At 42.5% G+C, this 17,334-nt stretch carries 19 protein-coding genes; 6 read left to right on the plus strand and 13 right to left on the minus strand.

Going from position 1 to position 17,334, the window contains the following annotated elements:
• Positions 1–353 precede the first annotated feature (353 nt).
• The 6 genes from ccmO to PI95_RS01540 form a co-directional block, all read right to left on the minus strand.
• Positions 354–1,121 (minus strand): beta-carboxysome assembly protein CcmO, encoded by a 768-nt coding sequence (gene ccmO, locus PI95_RS01515; protein ID WP_039748675.1) that lies wholly within the window; start codon positions 1,119–1,121, stop codon positions 354–356.
• Positions 1,122–1,166: 45 nt separating this feature from the next.
• Positions 1,167–1,871, minus strand: a complete 705-nt coding sequence (gene ccmN, locus PI95_RS01520; RefSeq protein WP_039748673.1) for a beta-carboxysome scaffolding protein CcmN — start codon at positions 1,869–1,871, stop codon at positions 1,167–1,169.
• Between the two features lie 252 nt (positions 1,872–2,123).
• Entirely contained in the window at positions 2,124–4,109 is a 1,986-nt protein-coding gene (gene ccmM / locus PI95_RS01525; RefSeq protein ID WP_039748670.1) for a beta-carboxysome scaffolding protein CcmM, read from the minus strand.
• Positions 4,110–4,209: 100 nt separating this feature from the next.
• Positions 4,210–4,512, minus strand: a complete 303-nt coding sequence (ccmL, locus tag PI95_RS01530) for a beta-carboxysome shell vertex protein CcmL (RefSeq protein WP_039748667.1) — start codon at positions 4,510–4,512, stop codon at positions 4,210–4,212.
• Positions 4,513–4,520: 8 nt separating this feature from the next.
• On the minus strand, positions 4,521–4,865 hold the full coding sequence (locus PI95_RS01535) for a carbon dioxide-concentrating mechanism protein CcmK (RefSeq protein ID WP_039748664.1): 345 nt from the start codon (positions 4,863–4,865) through the stop codon (positions 4,521–4,523).
• Between the two features lie 211 nt (positions 4,866–5,076).
• Positions 5,077–5,385, minus strand: a complete 309-nt coding sequence (locus PI95_RS01540) for a carbon dioxide-concentrating mechanism protein CcmK (RefSeq protein ID WP_015209255.1) — start codon at positions 5,383–5,385, stop codon at positions 5,077–5,079.
• A 598-nt stretch (positions 5,386–5,983) separates the two neighbouring features.
• Here PI95_RS01540 and PI95_RS01545 point away from each other — a divergent pair.
• The 4 genes from PI95_RS01545 to PI95_RS01560 all read left to right on the plus strand — a co-directional run bounded on the left by PI95_RS01545 (position 5,984) and on the right by PI95_RS01560 (position 11,637).
• Entirely contained in the window at positions 5,984–7,840 is a 1,857-nt protein-coding gene (locus PI95_RS01545; RefSeq protein ID WP_039748658.1) for an NAD(P)H-quinone oxidoreductase subunit F, read from the plus strand.
• Positions 7,841–7,949: 109 nt separating this feature from the next.
• On the plus strand, positions 7,950–9,446 hold the full coding sequence (locus tag PI95_RS01550) for an NADH-quinone oxidoreductase subunit M (RefSeq protein ID WP_039748656.1): 1,497 nt from the start codon (positions 7,950–7,952) through the stop codon (positions 9,444–9,446).
• Between the two features lie 182 nt (positions 9,447–9,628).
• Complete coding sequence (locus PI95_RS01555; protein ID WP_039749053.1) at positions 9,629–10,759, plus strand: CO2 hydration protein; 1,131 nt, start codon at positions 9,629–9,631, stop codon at positions 10,757–10,759.
• Between the two features lie 20 nt (positions 10,760–10,779).
• Positions 10,780–11,637 carry an oxygenase MpaB family protein gene (locus PI95_RS01560; RefSeq protein WP_039748654.1) on the plus strand — a complete coding sequence of 286 codons (858 nt, stop codon included), beginning with the start codon at positions 10,780–10,782 and terminating at the stop codon, positions 11,635–11,637.
• Positions 11,638–11,672: 35 nt separating this feature from the next.
• On the opposite strand, the gene PI95_RS01565 is transcribed toward PI95_RS01560, so the two are convergent.
• The 4 genes from PI95_RS01565 to PI95_RS01580 all read right to left on the minus strand — a co-directional run bounded on the left by PI95_RS01565 (position 11,673) and on the right by PI95_RS01580 (position 13,794).
• Positions 11,673–12,431: a Uma2 family endonuclease gene (locus PI95_RS01565; protein ID WP_039748652.1), complete on the minus strand. Its 759-nt coding sequence runs from the start codon at positions 12,429–12,431 to the stop codon at positions 11,673–11,675.
• 124 nt (positions 12,432–12,555) lie between these two features.
• Positions 12,556–13,014 (minus strand): DUF29 domain-containing protein, encoded by a 459-nt coding sequence (locus PI95_RS01570; RefSeq protein ID WP_052325281.1) that lies wholly within the window; start codon positions 13,012–13,014, stop codon positions 12,556–12,558.
• Positions 13,015–13,120: 106 nt separating this feature from the next.
• Positions 13,121–13,543, minus strand: a complete 423-nt coding sequence (locus PI95_RS01575; protein WP_039748647.1) for a PIN domain-containing protein — start codon at positions 13,541–13,543, stop codon at positions 13,121–13,123.
• A complete protein-coding gene (locus tag PI95_RS01580; protein WP_039748645.1) occupies positions 13,540–13,794 on the minus strand; it encodes a FitA-like ribbon-helix-helix domain-containing protein in 255 nt (84 codons plus the stop codon). Before PI95_RS01580 ends, PI95_RS01575 begins: the two co-directional genes overlap by 4 nt.
• A gap of 180 nt (positions 13,795–13,974) precedes the next feature.
• Here PI95_RS01580 and PI95_RS01585 point away from each other — a divergent pair, with 180 nt between their 5' ends.
• Together PI95_RS01585 and PI95_RS01590 are read left to right on the plus strand one after the other, a co-directional pair.
• Positions 13,975–14,994, plus strand: a complete 1,020-nt coding sequence (locus PI95_RS01585; RefSeq protein ID WP_039748642.1) for a protein kinase domain-containing protein — start codon at positions 13,975–13,977, stop codon at positions 14,992–14,994.
• 74 nt (positions 14,995–15,068) lie between these two features.
• Complete coding sequence (locus PI95_RS01590; RefSeq protein WP_039748639.1) at positions 15,069–16,415, plus strand: serine/threonine protein kinase; 1,347 nt, start codon at positions 15,069–15,071, stop codon at positions 16,413–16,415.
• Here the strand turns inward: PI95_RS01590 and PI95_RS01595 are convergent.
• The 3 genes from PI95_RS01595 to PI95_RS01605 are packed head-to-tail and all read right to left on the minus strand — an operon-like array spanning position 16,399 to position 17,326.
• Complete coding sequence (locus PI95_RS01595) at positions 16,399–16,821, minus strand: helix-turn-helix domain-containing protein (RefSeq protein ID WP_039748637.1); 423 nt, start codon at positions 16,819–16,821, stop codon at positions 16,399–16,401. The genes PI95_RS01590 and PI95_RS01595 overlap by 17 nt on opposite strands.
• Positions 16,805–17,104 (minus strand): type II toxin-antitoxin system HigB family toxin, encoded by a 300-nt coding sequence (locus tag PI95_RS01600; protein ID WP_039748635.1) that lies wholly within the window; start codon positions 17,102–17,104, stop codon positions 16,805–16,807. Before PI95_RS01600 ends, PI95_RS01595 begins: the two co-directional genes overlap by 17 nt.
• A 24-nt stretch (positions 17,105–17,128) precedes the next feature.
• Entirely contained in the window at positions 17,129–17,326 is a 198-nt protein-coding gene (locus PI95_RS01605; RefSeq protein ID WP_039748632.1) for a hypothetical protein, read from the minus strand.
• Positions 17,327–17,334 lie beyond the last annotated feature (8 nt).

Below are 17,334 nucleotides of genomic sequence, written 5' to 3' on the forward strand. Positions count from 1 at the left end.
TTATGTTCTATTAACATCATCACCATAGGTGTGTACAACGTTTTTTTTAACTTGAGGCATTTATTATTAGTTGTTAATTGTTAGTTGTTAGTTGTTAGTTGTTGTTTGTTAGTTGTTAGTTGTTAGTTGTTGTTTGTTAGTTGTTGTTTGTTAGTTGTTGGTTGTTAGTTGTTGGTTGTTAGTTGTTGGTTGACGGTTAACAGTCAACACTCAACAGTTATCCACGCTCCTACTAACCACGCTCCTACTAACCACTTCCACTAACCACTTTCACTATCCAAATTCCACTATCCAAATTCCACTATCCACTAACTCCTAACTCCTACTCCGTTCTCCTAACTCCTAACTAATAACTACTCTTCCACAATTTTTACAGGCAGTTTAGCTAAATCCGGCAAGCCTACCATTTCTACTTCGGCAACTTGTTCTTTTTCCTTGATATTCACTGGCAACCTTAAAGGTTGACGTTCTTCTATCCAGCAACTTGCTACTGGCAAGGTTTGCTCTAATTCATCCAGTGGTCGAGGAATCACCATCACAGCGTTTAACTCACCAATCCGTTCTGCCTCGAACATCCCAGCTTCCACTGCCACGGCAACATTTGCTACAGTGCCGCGAATAATCGCTGTACACAAACCCCCACCGATTTTTTCATATGCTGCCAACTGAACATCAGCGGCTTTCAACATGGCATCAGCAGCTCCCACCAATGCCGGAAATCCCCGCGTTTCCACCAAACCAATTGCTGTATTACTCAAGCGGCTGTAGCCGTCTCCGGTAAATTGACTCAGACGGCTAGCGATGGGAAGCACTATATCTAAGTTGGGGAAAGGTCGAGCAATTACTAAGCTAGAAACTAGCTGACCAAATTGTTCAGCGGTTTGCACACCTGCTTCTACGGCAAGACGTACATCAGCGATGTTACCTCGAACGATCGCAGTACAGTGACCGCCACCGATTTTTTCATACCCAACTAAGTACACTCCAGCCGATTTGAGCATCATATCTGCCGTTCCCACTATCGCTGGAAAGCTGAGGGTTGATACTAAACCCAACGCGGTGTCTTGAAAATTATCTCGACGGGATTGGCTGGTGCTAGCACGTTGATTATATGTTTCCATATGATTTCTAGATAATCGCGTATTCTGACAACTTACAATTAACACTTACTCAGAGCGATCGTCAGACTTCGGTTCACTTAATGATTGCCTATGTGGAAACAATGTGATCAACAGCCTTTGTATACTCCCTTGCCCATAAATTTGTGTACCGAAAATGTTCGGGTCAGTGGAAGAGGTTTCTGAGTCCTGATTGGTAAGTGCTGATTCCTCAGTGATGGGATGCTCTTGAGAATTTGACTCTATTTTCCCCGAATTTATCGGCGAAGGAATCTGACTTTGGGAATTATTTTTATCTTTCCCAGTCCCATTTTGAGACTCTACATTAGCAGAAGCAGGTTTAGTTGTGGATGGTTCTAATTCTTTTGTGTCAATCTCAGTTGGCGAAGGTAAGGCAGCACGCACAGTGGTGTCTCCCAAAACTGAACCGGGTGCAACTACTTGTCCTGGCTCCACCGAACAGTTAAAAACTGTTGTTGCTGAACCAATGCAAGTATTTACTCCTATTCTACCTGCACCAACCATTAAAAAACCGGCTCCGAGGCTTACTCCTGCTTCTATTTCTATTATTCCTGTACTGACTTGAAGAATTGATCCCATGCCAATACAGACACCAGGACCGATGACGATTTTGCTGTTTGTAGCCGCTTGGAGTATGACCCCTGGTGCGATTACCGCACTCGGATGAACAATCACCTCGCCACTAATATGAGAATCAAAGTTGGTATCAAGGCGCAGTGGCGGCACAGACATAACAGTTGTAACCTTTGAAAAGTTAGGAGTCACCGTAGAGACGTTCCACCGGAACGTCTGTACTATAAGTTAGGAGTTGTAGAGACGTTCCACCGGAACGTCTGTACAGAGTTAGAAGTTGTAGAGACGTTCCACCGGAACGTCAGTACAGTTACAAGTTACAAGTTACAAGTTAATAATCGAAACTCATAACTCATAACTCATAACTCATAACTGATAATTTATAACTCATAACTCATAACTCCTCACTCCTTACGGGCGTTGAATTATTGTTTCTAATACCCGACGCTTGTCTTTGGGGTTAATGCCAATTAAGCGTACATATTCCCCTTCGTATTCTCTAAGGTATCCTTCTAAAGCGGCGATCGCTTCTCTTTCAGAATTACCCTGAATTTGACCACCGCTTGTCCAAGAACCGGTGCGGAATCGGCGCTGGTCTACGTGTTCGACGCTGATTTTGCTACCTTGATTTCTCAACTGCCGCAGTTGGTCTACCACTTCTGAGCTTAACCGGGTGCTGGTCGCTGTATTTGACGTTTTAGAAGTGCTACTTGAGCTACTTGCTACGACCTGGTTATCGCTACGGCTAGACTGTGCTACACTGTCATCCGGTCTTTGGATAATGCTTTCTAAAACTCGTTTTTTCGCTTTTGGTTCAATACCAATTAAGCGCACATATTCCCCTTGGTATTCTCTAAGGTATCCTTCCAAAGCGGCGATCGCTTCTCTTTCAGAATTACCCTGAATTTGACCGCAGCTAGCCCAAGAACCTGTACGGAAGCGGCGCTTGTCTACGTGTTCTGCGCTGATTTTGCTACCTTGATTGATTAGTTGCCGCAGTTGGTCTATCACCTCTGGACTTAACCGAGTGCTTGCGTTAGTCGAAGTCCTGCTCTCCGAAGAGCTACTTGCGACAAACTTATTACTGCTACCTTCAGCTACATTACCATCCGGTCTTTGGATGATGCTTTCCAAAACCCGCTTCCTGGCTTTTGGTTCAATTCCCACTAACCGGACGTACTCGCCGGTGTGTGAAGCTACACAAGCTTCCAAAGCGGAAATTACTTCTTTTTCATTACTCGAAGCAATGGGAGTGCAACTTTGCCAAGAACCGGTACGGAACCGTCTTTTATCTACGTGTTCCATGCCAATTTTGTAACCACCAGCTAAAAGTTGGCGTACTTGCTCGATCGCTTCACCACTTAATGTAGAACTGCCACTGTAGCTATTACCACCAGAATAACTAGCACTTTTTACACCTAATTTAGGTGTTGTACCATTTTGAACAACACCATCTGGTCTTTGGATAATAGTTTCTAATACGCGGCGCTTGCCTTTGGGGTCAATACCAAATAGGCGAACAAACTCACCACTGTGTTCGGCTAGACAGCTTTCTAAGGCAGCGATCGCTTCACTGGTAGAATTAGTTGCGATCGGACTACAGCTAGCCCACGAACCAGTACGGAACCGCCTTTGATCTACGTGTTCTGTCCCAATTTGATACCCTTGTTCTAACAGATGCCGCACTTGTTGCACCGTTTCAGAACTCAAGTTAGAAGATACAGACCCGTTGCCGCTGTAGCCATTACTGCCGTTGGTTTTATATGAACTAGTCATTTCATTCCGAATGTTTTTAATACATTTGTTATCCGCAGCACAGAGATAACCCGATCTCAGTGCTTGATTTATACCTACCACATGATGAGAAAATTCCCTATCCTGAACTTGCACATCTGGTAAGCGATCGGCTTGTTGCTGGTTAGTAATTATCGCTCCCGAAGGGACATATTTTCCCGGTGGAATTTCTACATCTTGAATCAAAGCGTGCATCATAACGATGCAACCATTTCCTACCCTGGCGTTAAACACCGTGGAACGAAAACCAATAAAGCAATCGTCCCCTACGTATGCAGGTCCGTGAATTAAAGCCATGTGGGTAATGGAAGCATTCTTGCCAATCCATACCGAGTATTGATTGTCATCATCACCAATTACTCTGCCTTGCTCTAACCCGTGAATCACAACACCATCTTGAAGATTGGTGTTCTCACTGATATTGAAAGGCGTACCTTCATCAGCTCTAATTGAAGTTCCGGGAGCGACAATTACATTTGCACCAATCCGCACGTCCCCAATAACGTTAGAAAATGGATGGATATACGCTGTTGCATCTATATTTGGCTCTGCCAAATTTCTTGACCACGGGGTTGGGGGAGCCGCTGTGCTGCGGACTGCCATTCTAGATTCCTCCTCTATTTAAGTTATGAGTTATGAGTTATGAGTTATCAGTTGTAATTTCTAACTCTTAACTCCTAACTCCTCACTTGCGTTACCTTAACTACCGATATTGGTCTTTTTTGCCGTAAACAAGGCGATCTTCAACGTAAACTGTATCAATTATCGCCACTACCGCTGCATCTACCGGACGCTGTTCGTTCCCCAAAACTTGACGTGCCGCACTGCCACGACTGATAAGCACCCACTCATCGAATCCAGCACCGACACTATCAGCTGCCACCTCATATTCTGGCAAAATTTGCCCTTCTTCATTTATTAACTGCAACAACAGTAGTTTGACACCTCTAAGACTTGGGTCTTTTTGTGTACTAACTACTGTGCCGCGAACTTTGGCAAGTTGCATTGTACTCGTTACGGTCTTCTGCCGAAGGGACGAATGGCGTTAACATTCTCCCGGAATTGCTCTACGTCTTCTGTATAACGAATTGGTAGGACATATTCCAGGTTCTCGTGTGGACGAGCAATGATGTGAGTAGACAGAACTTGTCCCCCATTAACTCGCTTGACTGATTCAACTCCAGCTCCTACCGAAGCTTGCACTTCTGATACATCTCCCCGGACAATCACGGTAACGCGACCACTACCGATTTTCTCATAACCTACTAGGGTGACGCGGGCGGCTTTCACCATTGCGTCAGCAGCTTCCACTACTGCTGGAAAACCTAGCGTTTCTACCATTCCTACTGCGATTGACATGCTTTTTTAATCCTTAATTAAGTTTCACTTCGATGAACACAAACAGCTACGCTTGCTGACAACTCGTCAATAGATGCGTGATGCCTGTTTAACTAGTGCAGCACTACAAAAATAATTAGACAGTCATAAACAGACAAAAAAGTAGTTTTTATAAGCATTTCTGCCTTCTGCTTTCCGACTTCTGCCTTGAGCAATCGCTGCCTTCTAGCTTTTAAGTGCGAAACTGTTCTACAGCCTCGGTGTATCGAATCGGCAATACATATTCTAGGTTCTCGTGGGGACGAGCAATGATGTGAGTTGATAACACTTCACCGCCATTTACTCTTCTGGCTGCTTCAACCCCAGCTGCAACCGAAGCTTGTACTTCAGACACATCTCCTCTCACAATTACGGTGACGCGAGCGCTACCGATTTTCTCATAGCCTACCAAGGTGACACGAGCGGCTTTAACCATCGCGTCCGCAGCTTCTACTACTGCCGGAAAGCCTTTTGTTTCAATCATCCCAACTGCAATTGGCATCGCAGAACTCCTCAAAAATTAATGCAATTACTTGTCTTGTGGAAAATATTTACGGGAATGCTCAGTTTGAGCTGTAAAAGCATTTCCGTTATTAAGCATAGAAAAGCTTTGCGTTTCTGGCAATATAAATTACTATAATAGTTTATGATAAGATAGTTTTAAAATTCTTAATATAAATTTATGTGGCGATCTCAGCAATTAAATTACACAGATTGCTAGAGCAACCACTTATGTTTTATAATTTTTTAATTACATTTGTTCAATATCAGTTCATAAAGACTGCTATTCCTTGTGCTTAAGAATGACTTGCATTGTTTGAGCTTTTGCTACGGCTGTGTTTTGTCCAATTTTGTTGTATATTTAAGTCCGGCGATAAAAATAGATAAAATTATTTAATATATAATATAAAGAGGCGATATAAAATTAAAATCTAGGAATATAGAAATAAATTAAAATGATGTAGTTCCAGATTTAGATTATTAAATAATAGATTTTTATTTAGGTAAATGTAAAGTACAAGGAAATAAAAATATTAGATTTACATGAAATATTTTGAATGTAAAAAATAATGAATAATAATTCGTCAAAGGAAATTTAAATGAATCAGATTCTCTTCTCAACAAGTTGGTGCTTGCCTATTTATGGCTTAGTAGGCGCGATTTTAACTTTGCCGTGGGCAATGGGAATAATTCGGCGTACAGGACCAAGACCAGCAGCATATTTAAACATATTGACGACTGTATTGGCTTTTATCCACAGTCTATTTGTATTTATAGATATCTGGAATAGAGAACCGGAAACTTTTACGATCGCCTGGTTAAAAGCAGCAGATTTTGACTTATCCTTTGCCTTGGACATTTCACCAATAAGTATTGGGACATCAGTTTTAATCACGGGATTAAGTCTGTTAGCACAGATTTATGCCTTAGGTTACATGGAAAAGGATTGGGCGATCGCTCGTTTCTTTGCCATGATGGGATTTTTTGAAGCAGCGTTGAGTGGTTTAGCCATCAGTGACTCGTTGTTTATCAGCTATGCATTGTTAGAAGTCTTAACCCTTTGCACTTACTTGCTGGTAGGATTTTGGTATGCTCAACCTTTGGTAGTGACAGCAGCGCGAGATGCGTTTCTCACCAAACGGGTAGGAGATTTATTGCTGTTGATGGGAGTAGTGACGCTTTCCACCTTAGCCGGGAGTTTGAACTTTTCCGATTTATATGAATGGGCGCAAACGGCAAACTTAAATCCCCTGACATCAACTTTACTCGGTTTAGCATTGATAGCAGGACCAGCTGGTAAATGCGCTCAATTTCCCTTGCATCTGTGGTTAGACGAAGCGATGGAAGGTCCCAACCCAGCTTCAGTAATGCGGAACTCATTGGTAGTAGCGGGTGGTGCGTATCTACTATTTAAACTTCAGCCGATTTTAGCGCTTTCGCCAATTGCTTTAAACGCTTTGATAATTATGGGTACAGTTACAGCAATAGGCGCAAGCTTAGTGTCCCTTGCCCAAACAGATATTAAGCGGGCATTATCCCATTCTACTAGTGCCTACATGGGATTAGTATTTTTGGCGGTAGGTTTGCAGCAAGGAGGTGTCGCGTTAATGTTGCTGTTGACTCATGCGATCGCTAAAGCACTATTATTCATGAGTTCGGGTTCGGTCATATTCACCACCCAGAGCCAAGACTTGACAGAAATGGGTGGTTTGTGGTCGCGGATGCCGGCAACCACTACAGCTTACGTCGTCGGTTCTGCCGGATTGGTATCGCTACTGCCATTAGGTAGTTTTTGGGCAATGCTGTCATGGGCTGATGGCTTTGTAGCAATTAACCCTTGGGTGATTGGTGTATTGTTATTAGTTAACGGCTTAACAGCATTAAATTTGACACGAGTCTTTCGATTGGTGTTTTGGGGTGAAGCGCAACAAAAGACCCGTCGCACCCCAGAAGTCGGTTGGACAATGGCATTTCCAATGGTATCCTTGACCATAGTCACACTGTTAGTGCCCGTGATGCTACAGCAATGGTATCTGCTACCAACTTGGGAAAGTGTCAACTGGTATGTAGTGTTGCTATTAGTTTCATCTACCTTAATAGGGGTAGGTACAGGATGTACGATTTATCTGCACAAAGGTTGGTCAAGATCAACAGTACTCGCTTGGAGATTGGTGCAAGATTTATTAGGTTATGACTTTTATATTGACCGAGTTTACCGATTGACAGTAGTCGGTGCAGTAGCGCTACTTTCAAGGATTTCTGCTTGGAGCGATCGCTACATAGTTGATGGTTTAGTTAACCTAGTCGGCATTGCCACAATTTTTAGCGGACAAACCTTAAAATACAGCATTTCCGGTCAATCGCAAGGATATATGTTAACTATCCTTGCGGTCGTCAGCGTGCTAGGGTTTTTCATCAGCTGGTCATTAGGTCTATTAGACAAATTGCCGTTTTAAAAGTTAACAGTCATTGGTAATAGGTAATAGGTAATTGGTAATTATTTTTATTACCCATTACCCATTACCCATTACCCATTACCCCCTTCCCCTTAACTGGTTTGTGTCTATGCTCAGTGCTTTAATTTTGCTGCCGTTATTCGGTGCGGCTTTAATTGGGTTTTTGCCCATAGCCATGAATGGGAAAATTTCCCGTGGGATAACTTTGGTTTTTAGTGCGATCGCTTTTTTGTGGACAATTGTACTAGCTATTCAGTTTAATCCCGGACAAGTGACGCAACAGTTTGCAGAGTTCATCCCTTGGGTAGATGTTTTAGGCTTGAACTATAACCTGGGAATAGACGGTTTGTCTATGCCTCTGTTGCTGTTAAATGGACTTTTGACTTGTATAGCCATTTACAGCAGCGATGAATCTTTGCATCGTCCTCGGTTTTATTACAGTTTGCTACTGCTGTTAAATGCTGGGGTGACTGGAGCATTTTTAGCACAGGATTTATTGCTATTTTTCCTGTTTTACGAATTAGAATTGATTCCCCTGTATTTGCTAATTGCGATTTGGGGTGGACAACGACGGGGTTATGCAGCGACAAAATTCTTAATTTATACAGCTTTATCGGGAATTTTGATTTTAGCAAGTTTCCTGGGTTTGGTTTGGTTGAGTCATGCACCTAGCTTTGCTTTGGCAAGCTTGAATTCCAAAGCTTTACCGTTGGGAACACAAATTTTATTGCTAGCCGGGATTTTGGTAGGTTTTGGGATTAAAATTCCTCTAGTTCCTTTTCATACTTGGTTGCCAGATGCTCACGTCGAAGCTTCCACACCGATATCTGTATTGTTAGCGGGTGTGTTGTTGAAGTTGGGAACTTACGGCTTACTGCGGTTTGGGATGAACTTGTTACCAGAAGCTTGGAGTTATTTGGCTCCTTGGTTGGCGATTTGGGCAGTGGTGAGCGTGCTTTATGGTGCATCGTGCGCGATCGCCCAAAAAGATATGAAAAAAATGGTAGCATACAGTTCTATTGGTCACATGGGCTATGTCCTATTAGCTGCTGCTGCCGCTACACCTTTAAGCGTATTGGGAACAGTTATGCAAATGGTCAGCCACGGCTTGATTTCTGCACTGCTGTTTTTGCTGGTGGGCATTGTGTATAAAAAAGCCGGAAGCCGCGATTTAGACGTACTTAAAGGACTCCTCAACCCAGAACGAGGAATGCCTGTAATTGGTAGCTTGATGGTTTTGGGCGTAATGGCTAGCGCAGGTATACCGGGAATGGTCGGGTTTATTTCCGAATTCATTATCTTTCGTGGCAGTTTCCCGGTTTTTCCGGTGCAAACCCTGCTGTCAATGATTGGTACAGGCTTAACCGCAGTATACTTCTTACATTTGCTAAACCGCGCCTTTTTTGGACGCTTATCTGTGCAAGTGATGAATTTGCCTCGCGTATATTGGAGCGATCGCCTTCCATCTGTGGTATTAGCAATCTTAATTGTGATTTTGGGTATTCAACCTGCTTGGTTAATACACTGGACTGAACCAACCATCACCGCAATGGTTAATGCCCAAAACGTAGTCGCAATATCTCCAGACAAAATCAAAGGTAATTGAGAAATGGATAATTGTTAGTGGTTAGTTGATAGTGGTTAGTGGTTAGTCGGAAATTTAACCAACAACCAACAACGCTCCAACTAACAACGCTCCAACCAACAACTATCAACTATCAACTATCAACTATCAACTATCAACTATCAACCAACAATCTGTATTTGAAATCCCCAGGAGAAACAGCAATGGTAACTATTACAAAGAAGCTTGCCAACCATCCTCTTTCTAACTATATTCAACTTCTCCAAAAAGGAGAAGCATTACTTCCTGACAATCCCGAAAACGTATTAGAAGTAGTTGGCATTCTCAAAAGTTATGGCGTAGTTTTAGATGCTTACTCCAAAAATCTCATTTACATTGCCGAAAATCAATACTTAGTATTTTTTCCCTTTTTTAAATACTTTAATGGTGAAATTACTCTAAAGAAATTACTACGTCATTGGTCGCATGACAGAATCAACTTTGAATATGCTGAATATTGCATGAAAGCTATGCTTTGGCATGGTGGGGGTGGGTTAGATGAATATTTAAATTCAGCAGAATTTGAAGAAAGAGCCAAAGTTGTTATTGATGCCAAATTTAAAAATAACCCCTTTATTAGCGCAGTTAACCAACTATTTCCTGATTTCTTAACAGAACAGTTGCGCGTAAGTTCTTACTATACTGGTTTGGGTCAATTTTGGCGAGTCATGGCTGATATGTTTCTCAGTTTATCAGACCTCTACGACCAAGGCAAAATCAAATCAATTCTCCAAGTTGTAGATCATATTAAAGGGGAGTTGGTAGCAAATGCAAGTAAGCCAATTACCTATGCTGTTAAAGTGCGGGATAAAGTTTATGAAATTATTCCCCAAAGCGTTGGTTTAACCTTTCTTGCAGATACGGCAATTCCTTATGTCGAGGCTGTTTTCTTTCGAGGAACGCCTTTTCACGGGACAGTTTCATATAATGCCCAAGCTTATCAAATTCCGGCAGATCAAGCAAGATTTCAATATGGTGCTTTGTATGCCGATCCTTTGCCGATTGGTGGTGCGGGTATTCCTCCTACCTTGTTAATGCAGGATATGCGCCACTTTCTGCCAGAATATTTGCACGAAGTTTATCGTCGCAGTCGCAGAGGTGAAGATGATTTGCGGGTACAAATTTGCATGAGTTTCCAAAAATCGATGTTTTGTGTTACCACAGCAACGATTTTAGGATTAATGCCTCATCCTTTGGATAGCCAAAATCCAGATGAGCAAAATGCTAATCAAGTGTATTTAGCAAAGTGGATGGATAGGCTAGAAAATTCGCGGTTGTTGGATGTTAATGAGTAAATATTTTTGAAGAGGACAAAGTGTATATCAATCGCTACGACAATCTCCTGGCAATTGAAAAACTCGATCCACTACAAGACCATTGTCAGATTTATCATTTGATGATTGGCTACGAGTTTCCTTGGGACATGACGCGATCGCTCGAAGTTGCTTTAATGCGAACTTATTGCGTTCCCAATATTTCTAAATTACTGGATAAAACTGGAGAATTTAACAAGCGTCCTCAAAAACGCTACGATGATACCTCAATCATTGTTGTCGAAATTAGCAAGTGGGGTTATGAAAGCGATCGCGGTCAGGAAGCAATCCAACGCATGAATGCTATCCACTCACGCTTTAAAATTGACAATGCCGATTTTCTCTATGTTCTTTCGACTTTTATTTATGAACCAATCCGCTGGAATGCCCGTTTTGGTTGGCGTTTGATGTGCGAAAAAGAAAAATTAGCTGCGTTTTATTTTTGGCGAGAAGTAGGGTTAAGAATGCATATTCAAAATATCCCCGAAACTTACGATCAATTTGAACGCTATAACCTAGACTACGAACGCGAACACTTTCGTTATTCCGATGCTAATCGCCGAGTTGGTGAATCAACGCGCGATTTATTTTTGAGTTGGTATCCGTCTTGGATGCGATCGCCACTCAAACCTGTAATCTACGCTTTACTTGATAATACAATGCTCTCAGCCTTTGGTTTTGAACATTCCCCTCAATGGTTGCGTTTGAGTCTTGCAAATAGCTTGAAACTTCGGGGTAAAGTATTGCGTTTCTTCCCACCCCGGAATCAGCCTAACTTCTTTATTGACTCTCCCACCCGTAGCTATCCCACTGGCTATGAGATAGCTAATTTAGGACCATCAGAAAACCCGAAGAATTAAAAAAATTAAGCATCCGGTTCAATGCCAAGCGATGTCTAACGACAAGCCGCTTCGCGTCTACGCAACTGTGCAGCCAAGCGATCGGCTCTTTGGCGTTCTTGTTCGGCTCTTTGACATTCTTGTTCGGCTCTTTGACGTTCGTTTTCGGCTCTTTCATCACCACTTAACAACAAATTACCTTGCAAATCCCACCAGCGCAGCCAAGGTAATTCTACATTTTGATATTCTCCTTGCCAAATGCCTAGCTCAACTCGTAAAGGAGCAATAGGATAATGTCCTCGTTCATTTGCTGCTAATAACTGATACTGTCCGCCAATGAATTCATATACTTCTACACTAGCTTTTTTGACTTCGTAAATAGCATAGAAAGGAGGACGAATCACCTGCTCATAAATCCAAAATTTGCCCGTCCAAGGGGTTTTGTCTCTTTCTTCATTCCCATTACCAGAGACAAATTCTAACACAATCAATGGGGCGATAAATTCTCGCCAGAACACATAAGAGCGGCGCGTTATCCCATCCAGCAAAGGTGGTACATTTCCTACATAAAACCAATCAGGAGCCTCTGCACCGCGCTCTGGGGGGTCGGTTAAACGCCAGTAAATGCCTAAGTCTTGACCAATACAATATTGACCATCAGGATGTAATTGCTTGAGGATGGGTGTAATTGAGTCAGTCAGTAAAATGCTTTGGGGATGCTCTTGCCAGTTTTTCACGAAAGTACCATTAGACTCTGGTAGCTGCGTATGGTCGGGGAAAGGAGTGAGGTCAGTGGCTAGATTAATTGCAGTCATAGGGCTACTACCCTCGCGTTCTTCGTGAGGTTTGTTTTTTAGTTTAGCAATAGAGGGAGGAAAAGAGCGATCGCAATGCGTCCGCCGCAGGCATCGCACTTCTATCAGTCAAGTCAAAATCGAGTTATAATTCTTCAATCTCGAAACTTGGTTCACCTGGATAAAACTCATTATTCACAATTTGCTCAAAGCTATAAGTACATTCTGACGGAAAGGTTTTCAAGGGTAAATTAGTTTCTCCCATTGCCAAATCCTTACCGTTTTCATAAGCTGACTGTAAAGCATCTGGCAGGTAAGATTTGAGACTAGGATTATCTACTAATAATTTGATAATTTCACGTCGCTGCAAACGAATACTTGCTAACCAACTACGACTACGGCGTTCTGGCTGATACTGCCATTTAAGTAAATGCCCTAATAACACGCTCAGGCGATTTCTCAATTCCTGGCGTTGTTGTTTCCCCAATGATTCTATTTCCTCAAGCAAATTTGGTAAGTCAATTTTGCCCCACTCTTTTTGGCGCAGTAACTTAGCTTGTTCTTGCGTCCAGCCATAGAAGTCTGTTTCGTAGAGGTTAGGCATTTTAATTGCCTGTGTTGCTAGAAATAGGGTAACAAAAAAGTGTGAAAGCCTAAAGTTTATTTGAGAGTTTATTTTGTCAATTTTCGGGTGTGGGTCAGGCGATCGCTTATCTTATATTCTCCACCCATAGAAGATTATTTACGTAAGTACTGGTCGAGAGCGCATTGTAAAATTTTTCATCTGCTGTCACCATCTGGCATCGTTGCGTAATGGCAAGTGCTAAGTATAAACAGTCATACACTGCTCGATCTGTCTCAAGGGCAATATCTAAAGCTAGTGGCATCAAGGGTTGAGATAAATACACTTCTATAGGAAATGCATTTAAATCAGCTAAGGTTTGTCTTGCATTGTCAGCAGTATCTTCTTTGCGACGCACTCGTTTCCACAAGACATTTCCGACTTCTGGGTAAAAAAAATCTGGAGCTAAAAAAGTATGGTTACTTGCCAGTAAACGCCTAGCTGCATCAGAGTACACTTCAGGTACAAACCATTTTATGGCAATGCTAGCATCTAAAACATACTGACTCACCGTTCTCTGTCCTCGCGGATGAGTTCAGTACTGTCACTGAAAGTTTTTCCTGCATACCTTAGTTGAGCGCGTGCTACTGCTTCTCTAACTTTTTCCATATCGCCGCCACTGTGGTAATGTGTCGCTTTTTCAGCCGCTTGTTGTAGGATATATTTTAATTCTTCTTGCAAAGACCTACCGTGCTGTTTGGCAAGAGTTTCTAGCTTTTGCAAGATGATAGGGTCTAAATTTTCAACTAAGATTTGAGCCATAGTTTTTACATTCTATCTTTTCGCTGCTTCTATTCGAGATTTTAAATTAGTTTAGCAAGCGTAGACACCAACCGAAGGCTTATCGTGAAACATCGCAGTTTTTCCGCAAAGCTAGGTTCAAGTTGTGAAGCCTCTGTTGTGTGAGAATTAATTTATTTATGTATTTTGGGAGTTGCAAACGTGGTTTGGGTAACAGGCGATCGCTTGCAAGGTGGAAAATACACTATTGAAAGAGAGTTGGGACGGGGACGCTTTGGCATTACCTATTTGGTAAGAAATAGGAATGGCGATCGCCTAGTCGTTAAAATCTTAAATGATGACCTGCTCAGATCCCTTACCCAGCAGGAACGCGAACGTTTAGAGACGATGTTTTGGCAAGAGGCGGTAAAACTTACTCGATGTAAGCATAAGCATATTGTACAGGTTGCAGAACCCTTTAAGGAAGGAGAGCATTGGTGTCTGGTAATGGAATATGTCGATGGGGTAAGTTTGGCTGACCGTCGTCAACAAATCCTTTCAGAACAAGAAGCACTACGCTACATTCAGCAAATCGGGGAAGCTTTGATAGTTGTGCATGAGAATCGGTTGATTCATCGGGATGTGCATCCAGTAAATATCTTTTTGCGGGTGCGAAATGGACAAGCTGAAGCGGTGCTGATCGACTTTGGTTTAGCTCTGGATTTTGACCATATTTTAACGACAAACCGAACGAAGGAAACTTCTGAGGGATTTACACCCCCTGAGCTTTACGCTCAAAGTATACCGAGTGGGGCTTATAGCGATATTTATTCTTTGGCAGCTACTTTATATGTGCTTTTAACTGGAAAAACACCTGTCAGTGCGTTGAAACGTAAGATTGACAACGCTGGTTTAGTGGAACCGAAAGACTTGAATAATCTGGTTAGCGATCGCACAAACCGCGCAATTTTAACTGGTATGAAGCTAAATCCGAAGGAGCGATCAAAATCGATGCGGGAATGGCTCGATTCTCTGGGGTTAACTGGAGAAACTCCCCAGCCTGAATCTACTGTAGTTCCTAACACCAACTCAAATCAAGAGAAAAAAATCAATTGGACAGCGATCGCAGCTATTGGAGCCTTACTCTCAGGTATTGCTGCTTTGATTCCTATTTTAAAACCACCTCCGCCTCCTCCCCCACCGTCACTGTCTCCCAGTCCGTCATCTACCAAAACACCGTAGAATTAGCTAAACTTTCATTAGGATGCTGGCATTAAAGTAATTTTTTAAGTATTTTCTTTGATTTAGAGGTATTCATGCCTTGGACAGCAGGACAAAAATTGCAAGGTGGCAAATATGTAATTAAGGAAGTCCTGGGACAGGGAGGATTTGGGATTACTTACAAAGCATTGGATGTTAAGCTAGGTCGGCAAGTTGTCATCAAGACACCCAATGAATATCTTAGCCATGACCCGGAGTATCACAAATACATAGATCGATTTCAGCGAGAAGGGCAGACATTAACACGTCTATCTCAAGACCCTCATCCTCACATTGTAGGGGTGATTGACAAGTTTCAGGAAGGTAGTATTCACTGTCTAGTAATGGACTTTGTTGAGGGAGAAAATTTGTTTGAGGCAGTTAGACGCAGAGGGGCGTTACCTGAAGCAGAGATTGTGCCTTGTATTCGCCAGATTGGGGAAGCCTTGATGGTAGTGCATGAAGCACAGCTAGTACACCGAGATGCTCACCCCGGAAACATTATGCTGCGAAGTAATGGCAAAGCGGTTCTGATTGACTTTGGTATCGCTAAAGAACTTTTACCTGCAACTTTGAGTTCAACAGGTAATGCGGGTAATCATGGGTTTGCGCCTTATGAGCAGATAACTAGGGGCAGTCGGGAGCCAACGGTCGATGTTTACTGTCTGGCTGCTACACTTTATTATGCGCTGACAGGTCAAAACCCCACAACTTCTTTGACTCGCAAGCTTGATAATGTTTTTCTGACTCCACCCAAATCAATTATTACAGGCATCAGTGACCGTTTAAATCAGGCAATTCTCAAGGGTATGGCGCTAGAGGCAAAAGACCGTCCTCAGTCAATGCAGGCATGGTTGGCAATGTTAGAAGCACCAAAACCAGTGCCTCCACCTTTAGTTGAGCCAGGTTATAAAAGAGAAGTTGTTCACCCCAAAGCCAAGCCAGAGTCAGAGGCAATTCCAGGTAAATCAGATACTAAATTACCTAGAATTATTCCCTGGGTCGGGTTAGTTGGTGTATTATTAAGCTACCTATTGATAGGCTACTTGTTAGGCGCGTCTAACGCTCCGTACATAGCTTGGGCTGTGGCTGTGGCTTGGGCTGTGGCTGTGGCTTGGGCTGTGGCTTGGGCTGGGGCTGGGGCTGGGGCTGTGGTTGTGGCTTCGGTTGTGGCTGTGGCTGGGGTTTGGGTTGTGGCTGTGACTTGGGTTTGGGTTGTGGCTGTGGCTGGGGCTGGGGCTGTGGCTGGGGCTGTGGCTGTGATTTGGGCTGGGGCTATGGGTGGAGATGAATTACAAAAATCTTTTAGCAAGGTTCATACTTTTCTAATTTTGGCTGGCACTTGTAGTCTAGGCTTGGGTTTGGGATCGTTAGGACATAGGATTTTTAATCCAGGTTCATAGCTTTATCATAAGTAAATAAACTGACATCTACATGGAAGTAATCCGCCAGCGCTTCTGCCTGAGTTTTATTAATGGTGCGATCGCCATTAACAATTTGCAAGGCAATTTCCAATGAACCAATTACCTCAGCTAATGCTTCGGTTGTAGTATCGCGTGCGTCCATCAGATGCACTAACATCGAATGGGGTGTACCTTGGAGGATTGGGTAATGGGTTTCTTCAAACTGCTCAATTAATGTCACCAATAGTTGCAACAGCATCTCTTCTTCTGGTGTACGATTAGAACGATGTTCTAAGGTTAATGCGAGTGCGATCGCTTGTTCGTTTTCTTCCTCCGTGGTAATTATTTTTGGCTGATACTCGGCTAGCAATTTACCATAAGATTCCGGATTAAAAGTACGGGTCATTTTTCCATTTATCCTTATCATATTCAGCGTGAGTTAGGACATATTTAATATAGATTCTTTGAGTTTCGTAAACAATATCAACAATCAAACGGTAGTTGTTTCCTTTGATATTAAACACGGTGAAGTTGCCAACGGCTTCTGCTTTTGGATAAATAGCCTGAACTTCAAGCAGATTTTTCCATTCAGCTTTAGTTGCCACCCTATACCAATCATAAAGTGCATCACAGACATCTGCGTGTGCTTCACAAAATTCCCGGAGAATTCTGCGACTAATAACGTGCATTTAAATTTACTCTGATAAAAACTATTAAAAAACGGGTGGCGCAATTGTAGGGAGTGCCTTCTTTAACTCTTGCGACAACGATTCCAAAAACATCATGTCATTAGTGATATCTGAAACCTCATCATCATTCAAATTCTCTGTTTCTAATTGCTTTTGATAAGCTTCAATCCTATATTCCAGCGCTTCAACAATAAATCGAATTGCTTTAGGAGAAAAATTCACGACTAATA

It is taken from the genome of Hassallia byssoidea VB512170, from assembly GCF_000817785.2.
Lineage (GTDB): Bacteria > Cyanobacteriota > Cyanobacteriia > Cyanobacteriales > Nostocaceae > Hassallia > Hassallia carrinoi.

Coding starts and splice junctions, on each gene's coding strand:
- ccmO (WP_039748675.1), bottom strand. CDS start 1,121: ATGGAAACATATAATCAACGTGCTAGCACCAGCCAATCCCGTCGAGAT.
- ccmN (WP_039748673.1), bottom strand. CDS start 1,871: ATGTCTGTGCCGCCACTGCGCCTTGATACCAACTTTGATTCTCATATT.
- ccmM (WP_039748670.1), bottom strand. CDS start 4,109: ATGGCAGTCCGCAGCACAGCGGCTCCCCCAACCCCGTGGTCAAGAAAT.
- ccmL (WP_039748667.1), bottom strand. CDS start 4,512: ATGCAACTTGCCAAAGTTCGCGGCACAGTAGTTAGTACACAAAAAGAC.
- PI95_RS01535 (WP_039748664.1), bottom strand. CDS start 4,865: ATGTCAATCGCAGTAGGAATGGTAGAAACGCTAGGTTTTCCAGCAGTA.
- PI95_RS01540 (WP_015209255.1), bottom strand. CDS start 5,385: ATGCCAATTGCAGTTGGGATGATTGAAACAAAAGGCTTTCCGGCAGTA.
- PI95_RS01545 (WP_039748658.1), top strand. CDS start 5,984: ATGAATCAGATTCTCTTCTCAACAAGTTGGTGCTTGCCTATTTATGGC.
- PI95_RS01550 (WP_039748656.1), top strand. CDS start 7,950: ATGCTCAGTGCTTTAATTTTGCTGCCGTTATTCGGTGCGGCTTTAATT.
- PI95_RS01555 (WP_039749053.1), top strand. CDS start 9,629: ATGGTAACTATTACAAAGAAGCTTGCCAACCATCCTCTTTCTAACTAT.
- PI95_RS01565 (WP_039748652.1), bottom strand. CDS start 12,431: ATGACTGCAATTAATCTAGCCACTGACCTCACTCCTTTCCCCGACCAT.
- PI95_RS01570 (WP_052325281.1), bottom strand. CDS start 13,014: ATGCCTAACCTCTACGAAACAGACTTCTATGGCTGGACGCAAGAACAA.
- PI95_RS01580 (WP_039748645.1), bottom strand. CDS start 13,794: ATGGCTCAAATCTTAGTTGAAAATTTAGACCCTATCATCTTGCAAAAG.
- PI95_RS01590 (WP_039748639.1), top strand. CDS start 15,069: ATGCCTTGGACAGCAGGACAAAAATTGCAAGGTGGCAAATATGTAATT.
- PI95_RS01595 (WP_039748637.1), bottom strand. CDS start 16,821: ATGACCCGTACTTTTAATCCGGAATCTTATGGTAAATTGCTAGCCGAG.
- PI95_RS01600 (WP_039748635.1), bottom strand. CDS start 17,104: ATGCACGTTATTAGTCGCAGAATTCTCCGGGAATTTTGTGAAGCACAC.